Raw genomic sequence first — 12,935 nt, 5'->3', positions numbered from 1 at the left:
ACGCAAGTACTACAATTACACTAGGAGGAATACACAATGAGCCAAAACAAATTATTGCAAGGATTATTAGTAGGAGCAGCACTAGGAGTTATCGTATCGTTATTCGATCGCAACACGAGAAATGATGTCATGAACAAATCGAAAAACCTTTCGAGCAACGCGAAATATTATGCGCAAAATCGTGAAGAGTTGGTTTCCACAGCGAAACAGCAAGCTGAAAAAGTACAGAACTTATACTCGCGCATTTCAGAAGATGCATCTTACGTAGGCGAAAAAGTGAATGAACTAAAAGGGCTGACTCCACAAGTAAAAGAAATGGCGCTTGAAACGAAGCAAGCTTTCACTGAAACAAAAGACGCTATCGTTGAAACGAAAGATGATGTAGCTTCTGCTTTAAAAGAAGATAACCCATCGCCGACAACTTCTCTTGGGAATGATAACAGCTCGTCAAGCACAACAGGAACTGGAAATTCTTCTAACAGCTTTAATTCATCGACCAATTCTTCAAAAAAGGCTTAAGTCAAATCGAGCCTGAAAATATGGAAAACGACACGAAAGCAACCAAAGAACGTTTAAATAACCTCGATGCCAAGTACGATGTTACCACTGGCAAAGGATTCTTGAAAGAACTGAAAAAACGGGTTGCCGATATGGATGTTTTAGGATTGGGAGCGCAATTAGCGTTCTTTTTCCTGTTATCCATTTTTCCGCTGCTTATCTTTCTGATTACGTTGTTGCCCTATTTGAACTTGAAAAAAGATCAGGTCTATCAATTCCTGACTCAAGTAGTGCCGGATGAAATCTATATCTTGATTGAAGAGACGCTCAACGAGATACTGACCAACCAAAACAGCGGCTTGCTGTCATTCGGTCTGATTGCGACCATCTGGTCGGCCAGCCTCGGTATGGATTCATTGATTAAATCCTTGAACCAGTCTTACGGAGTGGGAGAAAAACGCTCGTTATTGGTGACGCGCGGCATGTCGATTTTGTTGACCATCCTGATGATTTTCATTTTGATTGTCGCATTAGTGCTGCCGATTTTTGGGCGCCAAGTAGGGCTTCTCATTTTCAGCTATTTGGGACTGGAAGCAGGTTTTCTGGAATTATGGGGAGTTATTCGATACACTATTCCATTCCTAATCATTTTCCTTGTCTGTTCGGTCATTTACTGGATTGCACCGAGCGTCAAATTGGACGTCCGGAGTGTACTGGCCGGTGCTGCCTTTACGACGGTTGGCTGGCTTATTATTTCATTCGGATTTTCAACTTATATCAATAATTTCGGGAATTTTTCAGCTACCTACGGCAGCATCGGGGGGATTATCCTCATGATGCTGTGGCTGTATATTTCCGCGATGCTGCTTTTGATCGGCGGCCAGATCAATGCTGTCATGCAAGGCAGGCGCGATAAATTCTCAGCCATACGAAAAACCCGCGAAACCTAAAAGGTTCGCGGTTTTTTTGCGTGTTCAGACATTTCGGTTCAACATCCGCAAGCCATTCAAGATGACCAGGATGGTGCTCCCCTCATGGCCAAGCACACCAAACGGCAGTGTGATGGCTTGAAAGAAATTAGAGATGATCAGTACGATGATGACACCGATGGAAAAATAAATGTTTTGTTTGACAATGCGCTGCATTTTTTTTGCCAGACGGATCGAGTAGGCGATACGCGATAAATCGTTTTTCATCAAGATGATATCCGCTGTTTCCAGGGCAACATCTGTGCCTTCTCCCATCGCAATTCCGACTGTGGAAGTGGCAAGTGCAGGGGCATCATTGATGCCGTCTCCGACCATGCCGACGGTGCCATAATTGTCCAGCATATTTTTGATGTAGGTGACTTTGTCGCCTGGCAGGCATTCCGCGATATAATCGTCGACTCCGGTTTCGCTGGCAATGACTTTTGCGGTTTTTTCGTTATCGCCTGTAAGCATAAGACAGTGGATGTCTTTGCTTTTCAGCTCACGGATGGTTGTTTTAACGATTTCACGAACCGTATCTTTCAATGCCATCGCGGCGACGATGCCTTTGCTGTCGCGCACAAACGTGACAGTCTTGCCTTGGTTGGCCAGAGTTTCCAAGAGGCCGCCTTCAAAAGCTTCCGCGTCGCTGGAGCCGACAAATCCCGGTTTGCCGACCAGCAATTGTTCTGCAGCGATGAACGCTTTCAGCCCATATCCGGGCACATCTTCGATTTGGACATTGGGAAGAGGTTCAATTCCTTGCTGGATAATGTAGTCTGTAATTGCTTTTGCTAAAGGATGGTTCGATTGGGATTCAATCCCGGCTACTTTTGCCATAATTTCCTCGCGGTCGACGCCTTCGCGGATAACAAAGTCTGTGACTTCCGGCCTGCCGCGTGTCAGCGTACCCGTTTTGTCGAATGCGATAGCCTTTACTTGGCTTAAATTCTCCAGGTGCATGCCGCCTTTAAAGATGATGCCGCTTTTTGCGCCATTTGAAATCGCTGCCAACGTGGCTGGCATGATGGACGCCACGACAGCGCAAGGGGAGGCCACGGTCAGCAGCACCATCGCCCGGTAGAAAGTGGTCGTCCAGTCCCATCCGAGTATGTAATGCGGGAGAAACAGCATCAGTACGAATACCACCAGCACCACTTTTACATAGGGGCCTTCAACTCGTTCGATATACTGCTGGGAAGGAGATTTCTCGCTTTCCGCTGACTGAACCAGATCAATGATTTTTTGAAACAGTGTTTCGGAACTCGGCTTCGTCATCACCATTGTGATGGCGCCGGTCAAGTTGACGGTGCCTGCAAACAAGGTGTCTTGCTCGTATTTCGAAGCAGGAATCGATTCGCCGTTGATGGCGGATTCATCGACCGCGGTCTGCCCGGAGAGGATTTCGCCATCAACCGGAATGCGTTCGCCAGGTTTGACTGCGACGACGTCGCCAGTATTCAATTCTTTTACCGAAACCCGCTCAGTTTTGCCATCTTTCAACAGCCACGCTTCCTCGGGCTGAAGGTCCATCAACGCGGAAATTTCCTTCCGGCTTTTGTTCATCGTATACGTTTCAAGTGCACCGCTCAGCGAGAAAATGAAAATCAAAATCGCACCTTCAGTCCAATAGCCGATAATGGATGCGCCGACAGCTGCAAGAATCATTAGAATTTCCACATTGAGATCTTTGTTTTCAATGGTTTTCTTGATGCCGTATTTCGCTTTAGCATAGCCGCCGATGCCGAATGCCAGCAAATAAGCGACGATATAATACGGGCTAAGTTCCTGTGTTTCCAAATAATACGCAACGAGAATTAAAATTCCTGATGCAATGGCAGCGATCAATTCGATATTGGTACGGATAAAAGCCATCTCTGCGCCTCCTTCTTGGAGCTGTGACTATTTTAAATTGCAAAGACCCAACAATAAGTCCTTTTTCTTCATATTACCATATAGTTATCCGAATTTTTCATCTATTCAACTGCGCGATGGCAATAAAAAAACCACTGCCTGTGAAGGCAGTGGCTGTTGGATACATTATTGATCTTCAGTTGGGCGGGATTTGAATTGCTGCATTTTGTCCTCAAGGTCGTCGACCATGGCAATCAGGCGGTCGATGTCTTCAAGTTCCGTGTTTTCCGGTTCGATGGTATCCAATACTTGCAGGAAGATATTCAAGCGCTGCTTCATATAATCGACTTGCTGTTCTTTATTCGTGATGGATTTTCCCATTTGGTACACCTCTTTCCATCCCTAATAATAGCGGAAACACCGCTATTTTTCAATGAAATCTGGATAAGTAGAATTAATGAATACCAATTCTCGATATTCCGCAAAACAGCCTCGCTTGCCGCGGGCAAGACATGGGCCGAAGCTAGCGCAGCGATGAAGAGACAGGGGCAGAGGTTTTCAGGCGTCTCTGCTGTTTTGCTCCATATCGAAAGATATCCAAGCGACCCGAGCGATTTTCATTCTGCTGCTTCTTTGATGTAACTTATATAGGTAATAAGAGCGATTTAGCCTCTTTCAATGTTTTGAATATTTACTTAATTGTTTTGCTGTGTTAGATTAAGAATAATAACAGCGAGGGGAGGCCGAAGGGAAATCGACGAAACCAATCGTGTTAGAACACTAAGGAGGGGGTTCGTACATTTCGCCGGCAGCTTAGCCGAAGAAATAAGAGCTATGAAAAACCAAGAGGATATTGAAGAAATGTAAAGGCTCAGCCGCGATCTGAAATTCAGACACGGACTGAGCCTTATTTGTTATTTGATAAGTTCGTAGGTTTCAACCACTTCAATGCTGTCTTCCACTGAACGGACCATGGAGCAGTTTTTTTGGGTCAATTCCAAGACGCGGTCCATTTTGGAATCGTCGATATCGCCTTTGATCACAAAGTGGATATGGACTTTCTCAATGCGCCCGGCTTCTTCATCGATCCGAACGACTTCTTTCACTTCGACTTGAATGTCGTCTGCCGGCATCCGTTTTTTCTCCAATACCTTCCGCACAATTCCTGCACTGCAGATGGCCAATGACGCGACCATCAATTGGTACGGGCGGAATCCCAATTCCTCGTTGGTGGAAACGTTCAATGCGCCGAACGGCAAATCTCCGGAAAACCCATTTTCTGTCATGGTAAATTTCATCTAAAATCTCCTCCTTGTGTTAAAATTGTAGCTGAATTCTTTTTAAAATCAAAAGAACGTGCTTACTATAGGAGGAAATATGAAAGATTTATTGAAAAGCGGGCAGGGCAGGTTCTGGATTTTGGTGGCGATCGTCTCCATTTCAGGATTTTCCCAAGGCATGCTATTGCCGCTGATAGCAGTTATTTTCGAGCAAGATGGTGTGTCTTCGGCTTTGAATGGACTTAGTGCCACTGGCCTTTATATTGGTACTTTAGTGATTGCACCATTCATGGAACCCCAATTGCGCCGTTTCGGCTATAAACCTCTGTTATTAGTAGGCGGGGGAATGGTGATTGTTTCGCTCCTGCTGTTCCCATTGTGGAAGAGCGTCTTTTTCTGGTTTTTCCTGCGGATTCTCATCGGTGTAGGCGATCAGGCGCTGCATTTTTCGACGCAGACGTGGATTACCAGTTTTTCTCCCCAACACCGGCTTGGGCGCAATATCGCGATTTATGGCATGTCTTTCAGCATCGGCTTTGGATCAGGGCCGCTTTTTGTTCCGCTGATTGAAGTTTTTGAAGCATTGCCGTTTATCATTTCCGGTTTGCTGTGCTTGGCGGCATGGTCGCTGGTGTTTTTTCTGGACAATGATTTTCCGGAGGTTTCAGTCGGAGCAATGGCGAAGAAAGGGACGCTCGGCCGTTTCAAAGCGGCCCTTGTGCTTGCCTGGGTGGCATTTTTGCCGCCGCTTGGCTACGGATTTCTCGAAGCTTCCATTCATGCCATTTATCCGGTCTATGCGCTTCGCCAGTCGATCGAAGTGGGAATGGTCTCCATCATGCTGGCTGCTTTTTCAGTAGGTGCGATTGCGACACAATTGCCGCTTGGCGCATTGAGCGACCGGATCGGCCGGCGAAATGTCCTGTTGTTCGGCTTGCTGGGCGGCACTTTGGCATTTGGTGCGGCCAGCTTTTTTGAAGCGCAAGCTTGGCTGACAGTGGCCTTTTTCGCTGCTGCCGGCATGTGCGTCGGCTCGATGTTTTCGCTCGGCATTTCCTTTATGGCCGATTTGCTGCCTAAAGAATTGTTGCCGACCGGCAATCTGCTTTGCGGCATTGCATTCAGCATCGGCAGTTTATCCGGGCCATTCCTGGGCGGGCTGTTTATCGAACACGCTGGCGGATTGAGCTTCCTGCTGCTGATTTCGGTGATGCTGCTGCTTTTATTCTTATTGATCCTGACACGCGGCGGACGCCAATCGGAACAAGCTGCGCTGCAAAAATGAAGTTGAAAATGAAAAAGGGGCACGGACAGCCTAATGGCTTCCATGCCCCTTTTTGCGTTGCAGCAATTAAAAGCTGTTTATTTTTTTCTTTCTAGCAATGTGACGGCTTCGACTTGCGCAGTTTGCGGGAACATATCGACCGGCTGGATATACTTGATATCGTAGACTTTCGATAATTGCTGCAAATCTTTCGCCAATGTCGAAGGGTTGCACGAAGTATAGACAAAGCGCTTCGGCTGGACCTTCAAAATCGTTTTCAGTAAGGAATCAGCCAAACCGGTGCGTGGCGGGTCGACTGTCAGCACGTCAGGCACAAAACCTTCGTTCGCCCACAGTTCGAGCCACTTCTCCGCAGTACCAGTGACGTATTTCGCTGTAACGCCTTGTTTTTTCGCATTTGCCTTGGCATCGACGACACTTTCGTGGATAACGTCCATGCCGCGGATTTCTTTCGCGCCATCTGCCAGCCACAAGCCGATGGTGCCGACGCCGCAATAAGCATCGACGATCGATTCGTTGCCGGTCAATTGCGCGGCGCGTTTGATTTCATTGTATAATGCCACGGTCTGGCTCGGGTTCAATTGGAAGAACGCGCGTGCCGACAAGTCGAATGCCAGCTCGCCCAATTCTTCATGGATTGTATCTTTGCCGTAGAGCGTGATGGTTTCATCACCGAATATCAACGATGTTTTTTCTTTATTGATGTTCTGGACGATTGATACAAGGTTGGTATCAATCTTTTGGAGTTTTTCCAGCAAAAGTTCTTTTTGCGGCAATTTCGCGCGCGTAGTGACTAAGACAAGCTGGATTTCGCCGGTTTGGACACCGGTTCGGACAACGATGGTCCGGATGATGCCTTTCATCGTTTTGCCATCGTAAATCGGCATTTTCAATTCTTCCAGAATGCGTTTGACTGCATTCGTAATGACAGTGGTATCGGGATGCTGCACGATGCATTGTTCGATATCCAGCAATTGATGAGAGCCTTCGGCGAATAGGCCGGCAATGACTTTCGTGCCTTTCAAGCGGGTCTGGAACTGGCTCTTATTGCGGTAGCGCCAAGGATCTTCCATGCCGATCGTGTTTTCAACTTTTACATTGGCGCCTTTCAAATAACGCTCCAAAGCCTGCATGACAAGATCGCGTTTTTCAACCAGCTGCTGGCTGTATTCCAGATGCTGCAATTGGCAGCCGCCGCACGCGTCGTAAATCGGACAAGGCGGCGTCTGGCGATGAGGGGACGCTGTGCGCATTTTTAAAATGCGGGCTTCCGCGAAATTGCGTTTGACAGTCGTGATTTGTGCGGTGATTTCTTCGCCTGGCAATGCACCGGGCACGAATACGACATTCCGTTTGTAATAGCCGATCCCTTCACCGTTGATGCCAAGCCGTTTGATCGTCAAAGGGAATTTCATCCCTTCTTCGATAATAGGTGTTTCGTTCATTCGGTCACGTCCTTCATATTATGCATCCGTCCATTATAGTCTTATTTATAGATATCAGCCAGTGCTGACGGCAAATCCGGAAAATTGAATTTGAAGCCATGCTGTTCGAGCACTGTCGGCAAGGCGCGCTGGCCAGTTAACACGAGCCGGCTTTTGTCGCCGAGCGCAAGTTTTAAAGCGATGCCAGGAACCGGGATCAAATGCGGGCGGTGCAGGGCATGGCCGATTTCTTTGCCGAACTCTTTCATTCGCTGAGGCTGCGGCGCTGTAACGTTGAAAGCTCCTTCAAGCTCTTTCGTTTGCAGCGCGAATTGAATCGCACGCGCGGCATCGGTGACATGAACCCACGAAACCCATTGCTGGCCTGAGCCGACAGTGCCACCGACAAACAATTTATAAGGCAATGCCATAAGCGGCAGCGCCCCCGCATTTTTTCCGAGCAGGATGCCGAAGCGTCCATAGGCGACGCGTACGCCATGGACTTTCGCATGGTCTGCGAGTTTTTCCCAGTCGACGACTGTGCGCGCCAGGAAGTCTGTGCCGGTTTCCGAAGAAGTTTCCGTATAAGTGGCAGTTTCAGAAGCGGGATAAATGCCGATGGCACTGGCATTGATCAACGTCTGCGGTTTATGGATCAGCTTGCCGATAATCCGCAGCACTTCTTCTGTCGCTTCCATACGGCTATTGTAGATTTCCCGTTTCTGCTGTTCGCTCCAGCGGCCATCATTAATCGATGAACCCGCCAAGTTGACGATGGCATCAATGCCCTCGAGCTGCCGTTCCGGTGCAGCTCCTTCTGTCAGCCATTGGACGTATTTTGTGTTGGGCGTCGATTCTTTCGGGCTTCTTGTTAAAATGTATACAATATGGCCGTTAGTGTGGAAAAGACGTGTTAATTCTTTGCCTAAAAAGCCTGTTCCGCCAGTAATTGCAATCTTCATTCTCATCGCCTCCGTTTCTTCTAATAGTACCCTGAATCGATGCATTTAAGCACTTGAAAGGGTATAATGGATAAGGAAGAGAGGTGCCGGCAGATGCCGATTATTTCTAAAATAACCCGTGGCAAGAACAATCCGGAAAGATACAATATCTATCTTGAGGAAAAGTTCGCCTTCAGTGTTGATGAAGCAGTGCTGATCCGGTATCAGCTGACCAAAGGCAAAGAAGTCGACCAATGGACGCTCGAAGAAATCAATTTCGAAGACGAAGTCCGCAAAGCCTATAATAAAGCCCTATATTACTTGGGGTTCCGGATGCGCAGCGAAGGCGAAGTGCGCACCAAACTGAAAGAAAAAGAATTTGGCGACGCTGTTATCGATGAGGCTGTCAAAAAACTATATACATTCAATTTTTTGGACGACCGCGCATTTTCAGAAGCACTCATGCGGACGCAAGTGAAATCCAGCAAAAAAGGCCCTAAGGCCATCCAGCAGGATATGCAAAAGAGAGGGATTGATAAACAAGTGCAAAAAGACGTCTTGGATTCCTATTCTGAAGAACAGCAATTGGAAGTCGCCAAAGGGCTGGCAGAAAAAATCGCCGCTAAAGAAAGTGCGAAGACGCCAAACCAAATCAAGCAAAAAATAAACGATTCGCTGATGCGCAAAGGCTATTCCTACACGCTCATCAAGCAGGCAATTGCTGACCTGGACTTGGAGAAAGATGAAGACCAATGGACAGAAAGCGTCACTGAACAAGGCGATAAATTATGGAATAAGCACAGCAAGAAGCTGTCGGGCCGTGATTTAGTATCGAAAGTGAAACAGGGGCTTTATCAAAAAGGCTTCCCAGGCGAAGTTATCAGCGAGTATGTTGAGAAAAAGGAGCAAGAAGATGACTGAAGAAAAACGTTACAGCGACATGAATGAACACGAACTGCGTGCGGAGATCGGGCGTTTGAAAGAAAAAGCACGAAAAGCGGAACAGCTTGGCATCGTCAACGAATTTGCAGTGCTGGAACGGAAAGCGGTCATGGCCGCTGCGTATTTGCTGGATCCGGAGGATTTCAAAAAAGGCGAGGTTTACCGCATTGAAGGCGACCCCAACGTCTATTTCCAGATTGATTATTTAAAAGGGCGTTTCGCTTGGGGCTATCGCCTCGGCGGAGAAAAATACACAGAAGCGCTGCCGATTTCAATGCTGCGCCCGCTGAAAGAAGGGAAGTAAACGGATGAACGAGACAATCGAAGAATTGACTGCTGAATTATTAGAGAAGAATCCGAAGCTGTCGGACGAAAAAGCCCGCACCTGGATAGAGCTTCTTGTGTCGGATTTTGAAGCTTCATATGCAAAAGCAGGATATGATTATCAAGGGACGGCTGTTGTGGAGAAAGTGATCCGCCAATGGATCGAAAGCTACGGCGACAAGATCCACGAATTTGCCGGCACCAACCCGAAATATGCACATTTGATAAATGACTCAGTGAATTAAAAAAACGCACACGGCTGTGTGCGTTTTTTCGTGTATTCAGTTGTGGCTGAAATCGAGTTTTTTCCTGAGCTTGTCTTCACTGAAAATCCAGCCGGTGTACGAATTGACCACTTTGTAATTTTCATCGAGATGGGCAACCGCGACAAAGGGATAATAATCATTGCTGCGGTAGCGCAGGTCAATCAGCCGCACTTCATAAATCTTGCCGTATTCGTTAATTTCCCAGCGGTAAAGAGGGGAGAACGACACGAAAGCGGAAAGGTTCTTGTCTTTCAAAGCGGTTTGGAACAAGTGATTGGATTCCGGCAGCGCCAATTTCTCGAACTTGTCGTAGATATTGATGGAACGGCCGTAAGCCCGTCCGACGTAATGGTGCCGATCCGTATCAGCAGCAACGCGCCATTCAAAAAAACGGATGGTCGGAGCAACGATGATGTTCGTCGTGCCAGGAATCGTATTGCGTACTGCATGCTTGACGGCACCTTGCACCGCGAAACGCACGACATAGTAGAAGACCAGCACGAGGTATAGGATTGTCATCGTCCAAACCGGGTTGGAGCCGAATGCCCAGAACATTAACGCCACTAGATGGAGTCCGAAAATAATCGGGTCAAACGTATTGATGACGCCAAGTGCGACCCATCGGTTCGATATGGGCCTAAGCGCCTGTGTCCCGTATGAATTGAAAATATCGACGAAGACATGCAGGAACACCGCGAGGAATGTCCACATCCATAGATGCAGCAGATCGGCAGAAGGAAATGCGAATCCGATAGCAGCGGTCAACAGGATTGGCCATAACAGCACGGCAGGAATCGAATGCGTGGCGCCTCGGTGATGCCGTATATAAATCGCATTGCTGCGAAGTTTCAGGACAGTATCGATATCCGGAATCTGGGAGCCGATGATGGTGCCCGCGATGACAGCAGTCGCTGTCGCCGGGTGGCTGGCTACAACCGGATCCGCCATTGCAAGTCCGCCAAGGGCGATGCCCATAACAATATGTGTACCTGTATCCATTGCCTCATCCCCTTTCATAGGCGGTGAAATTTGGTTGTCGGGCATTGATTTTGATAAAATGAATGTATTCCCTGTATAAAATCTATACCCCGGAATCAGGGCGTATAATCTAAGCGAATGGAGGCAATACCAATAGAATTCGATAGCAAGAAATTCCAAGAAGATTTAATCAGCTGGTTTGCCGAAGAAAAACGCGACTTACCGTGGCGGCGGACTGCAGACCCATATCAGATATGGATATCCGAAATCATGCTGCAGCAAACGCGGGTTGATACGGTTATCCCTTATTATAAACGCTTTGTCGAGAAATTCCCTACTTTGAATGACTTGGCGAATGCCGAAGAGGAAGTTTTGCTTAAGCAATGGGAAGGCCTTGGGTATTATTCCCGGGCACGCAACCTCCAGGCTGGTGTAAAAGAAGTAGCTGAAAAGTATAATGGCATCGTGCCGTCAACCCGTAAAGAAATCTCTTCGTTGAAAGGTGTCGGGCCTTATACAGCAGGAGCTGTGCTAAGTATTGCCTATGGAGTTCCTGAACACGCCGTAGACGGCAATGTCATGCGTGTGCTGTCTCGGATCCTGCTTGTTGAGGAAGATATCGCAAAGCCGAAAACCCGTAAGACATTCGAAGACGCAGTGATGGAGATCATCAGCCATGAAAATCCGTCTTTCTTCAATCAAGGATTGATGGAGCTGGGGGCGTTGATTTGTACGCCGACGTCGCCTAAATGCCTGCTTTGCCCCGTCCGCGAACAATGCGGAGCGTTCCACGAAGGGCGCCAGCATGAGTTGCCAGTAAAAACAAAAGCGAAAAAGAGCAAAGAGCTGCATTATGCGATGCTCGCCATCCGCAGCGGCGAGACCGTATTGATGGAAAAACGGCCGGAATCTGGACTGCTTGCAAATATGTGGCAATTCCCGATGGTTGAAATGGGCGGGGCCGTGTTGCCAGAAGGCCTCGATGAACACCTTTCCGAAAATTTCAAAGGAACGGTGGAAAATACAGAGCAAATTACTTCTTTCAAACATGTCTTTTCTCATTTAACATGGAATGTGGATGGATTTATTGCGCAAGGCGATGGCCTCACCGTACCTTCCCATATGAAATGGGTGACGGCTGAAGAGCTCGAATTGCTGCCGGTCGCAGGGCCGGTCCGAAAGATGAAAGAAGCTTTACGACAAAGAGGAGATGTTTGAATATGGCAGCACAAAAAGTGGCATTGGTGACAGGAAGCAGCAGAGGGCTGGGCAAAGCATTGGCGATTGCTCTTGCGGAACAAGGATATGACATCGTAGTCAATTACGCGCGCAGCAAAACGGCGGCACTTGATACGGTTAAAGAAATCGAAGCCAGAGGGCAAAAAGCGCTGCTCGTTCGCGCGAATGTCGGCGACGTTGAAAAATTGCGCGGCATGTTCGAAACAATCAAAGAAGAATTCGGCCGGCTGGACGTCTTTGTGTCGAATGCGGCATCCGGCGTACTTCGGCCAGTGATGGAATTGGAAGAATCGCATTGGGACTGGACGATGAACATCAATGCGAAAGCGATGTTGTTCGGTGCACAGGAAGCGGCGAAACTGATGGATAATGGCGGTAAAATCATCGGTATCAGCTCATTGGGGTCCATCCGATATTTGGAAAATTATACCACTATCGGAGTTTCCAAAGCTGCAGTCGAATCAATTACGCGCTATTTGGCAGTCGAACTCGCTCCAAAAGGGATTTCGGTCAATACGGTTTCTGGCGGCGCGATTGATACTGAAGCATTGACGCATTTCCCGAACCGCGAAGAATTATTGAACGATGCGCGTGTCAATACGCCGGCAGGCCGAATGGTTGAGATCGATGATATGGTCAAAGCCGCGCTATTCCTGATTTCTGACAATGCGGATATGATTCGCGGGCAGACGATCATCGTCGATGGCGGCCGTTCAATCGTCATGTGATCCTTCTATACTTAAGCCTTTCTGCCTTTTCGCTGTATGTTTTCAGAATTGATTGATATAATTGTCAAGACGATGAAAATATATACGGTTAGGCGAAAAGGTGGGATGGACATGGCGATTCCCGTGGAGGGAGAAACGATACAAATCCACAGCTACAAACACAACGGCCGAATCCACCGTGTCTGGCAGGAAACTACAGTATTGAAAG

Annotated in this window: 14 protein-coding genes; 8 read left to right on the top strand and 6 right to left on the bottom strand. The window is 47.8% G+C overall.

The annotated features are described in order from the left end of the window. Positions 1-36 precede the first annotated feature (36 nt). Positions 37-519 carry a YtxH domain-containing protein gene (locus tag EGV91_RS15225; RefSeq protein ID WP_135505165.1) on the top strand — a complete coding sequence of 161 codons (483 nt, stop codon included), beginning with the start codon at positions 37-39 and terminating at the stop codon, positions 517-519. 20 nt (positions 520-539) lie between these two features. Further along, the gene (locus tag EGV91_RS15220) at positions 540-1,448 is read left to right on the top strand and encodes a YihY/virulence factor BrkB family protein (protein ID WP_135505163.1); all 909 of its coding nucleotides are present in this window, start codon (positions 540-542) and stop codon (positions 1,446-1,448) included. A 24-nt stretch (positions 1,449-1,472) separates the two neighbouring features. Here the strand turns inward: EGV91_RS15220 and EGV91_RS15215 are convergent, their stop codons facing one another. The 3 genes from EGV91_RS15215 to EGV91_RS15205 all read right to left on the bottom strand — a co-directional run bounded on the left by EGV91_RS15215 (position 1,473) and on the right by EGV91_RS15205 (position 4,618). Beyond that, positions 1,473-3,341: a heavy metal translocating P-type ATPase gene (locus tag EGV91_RS15215; protein WP_135505161.1), complete on the bottom strand. Its 1,869-nt coding sequence runs from the start codon at positions 3,339-3,341 to the stop codon at positions 1,473-1,475. 165 nt (positions 3,342-3,506) lie between these two features. Further along, positions 3,507-3,701 (bottom strand): SE1561 family protein, encoded by a 195-nt coding sequence (locus EGV91_RS15210; RefSeq protein ID WP_135505159.1) that lies wholly within the window; start codon positions 3,699-3,701, stop codon positions 3,507-3,509. A gap of 533 nt (positions 3,702-4,234) precedes the next feature. Further along, complete coding sequence (locus EGV91_RS15205) at positions 4,235-4,618, bottom strand: OsmC family protein (RefSeq protein ID WP_135505157.1); 384 nt, start codon at positions 4,616-4,618, stop codon at positions 4,235-4,237. Between the two features lie 79 nt (positions 4,619-4,697). On the opposite strand from EGV91_RS15205, the gene EGV91_RS15200 reads away from it, so the two are divergent. Further along, a complete protein-coding gene (locus EGV91_RS15200) occupies positions 4,698-5,885 on the top strand; it encodes an MFS transporter (RefSeq protein ID WP_135505155.1) in 1,188 nt (395 codons plus the stop codon). 77 nt (positions 5,886-5,962) lie between these two features. On the opposite strand, the gene rlmD is transcribed toward EGV91_RS15200, so the two are convergent. Together rlmD and EGV91_RS15190 are read right to left on the bottom strand one after the other, a co-directional pair. Beyond that, a complete protein-coding gene (gene rlmD / locus EGV91_RS15195) occupies positions 5,963-7,330 on the bottom strand; it encodes a 23S rRNA (uracil(1939)-C(5))-methyltransferase RlmD (RefSeq protein ID WP_135505153.1) in 1,368 nt (455 codons plus the stop codon). A gap of 41 nt (positions 7,331-7,371) precedes the next feature. After that, the gene (locus EGV91_RS15190) at positions 7,372-8,271 is read right to left on the bottom strand and encodes a TIGR01777 family oxidoreductase (RefSeq protein WP_135505151.1); all 900 of its coding nucleotides are present in this window, start codon (positions 8,269-8,271) and stop codon (positions 7,372-7,374) included. A 93-nt stretch (positions 8,272-8,364) separates the two neighbouring features. Here EGV91_RS15190 and recX point away from each other — a divergent pair, with 93 nt between their 5' ends. From recX to EGV91_RS15175, 3 genes are read left to right on the top strand one after another with little or no spacing between them, the layout of a single operon-like run. Then, on the top strand, positions 8,365-9,171 hold the full coding sequence (gene recX, locus EGV91_RS15185; RefSeq protein WP_135505149.1) for a recombination regulator RecX: 807 nt from the start codon (positions 8,365-8,367) through the stop codon (positions 9,169-9,171). Next, positions 9,164-9,496 (top strand): YfhH family protein, encoded by a 333-nt coding sequence (locus tag EGV91_RS15180; RefSeq protein ID WP_135505147.1) that lies wholly within the window; start codon positions 9,164-9,166, stop codon positions 9,494-9,496. Before recX ends, EGV91_RS15180 begins: the two co-directional genes overlap by 8 nt. 4 nt (positions 9,497-9,500) lie before the next feature. After that, positions 9,501-9,761 carry a YfhJ family protein gene (locus EGV91_RS15175; protein WP_135505145.1) on the top strand — a complete coding sequence of 87 codons (261 nt, stop codon included), beginning with the start codon at positions 9,501-9,503 and terminating at the stop codon, positions 9,759-9,761. 36 nt (positions 9,762-9,797) lie between these two features. Here the strand turns inward: EGV91_RS15175 and EGV91_RS15170 are convergent, their stop codons facing one another. Continuing rightward, complete coding sequence (locus tag EGV91_RS15170; RefSeq protein ID WP_135505143.1) at positions 9,798-10,781, bottom strand: metal-dependent hydrolase; 984 nt, start codon at positions 10,779-10,781, stop codon at positions 9,798-9,800. A gap of 117 nt (positions 10,782-10,898) precedes the next feature. Here EGV91_RS15170 and mutY point away from each other — a divergent pair, with 117 nt between their 5' ends. Next, complete coding sequence (mutY, locus tag EGV91_RS15165; protein ID WP_135505141.1) at positions 10,899-11,978, top strand: A/G-specific adenine glycosylase; 1,080 nt, start codon at positions 10,899-10,901, stop codon at positions 11,976-11,978. A gap of 2 nt (positions 11,979-11,980) precedes the next feature. Beyond that, entirely contained in the window at positions 11,981-12,727 is a 747-nt protein-coding gene (gene fabL / locus EGV91_RS15160) for an enoyl-[acyl-carrier-protein] reductase FabL (protein ID WP_135505139.1), read from the top strand. The last annotated feature ends 208 nt before the right edge of the window (positions 12,728-12,935 follow it).

Source organism: Planococcus koreensis (assembly GCF_004761975.1).
GTDB lineage: Bacteria > Bacillota > Bacilli > Bacillales_A > Planococcaceae > Planococcus > Planococcus koreensis.
This window is presented reverse-complemented; position numbering and strand designations above follow the sequence as displayed.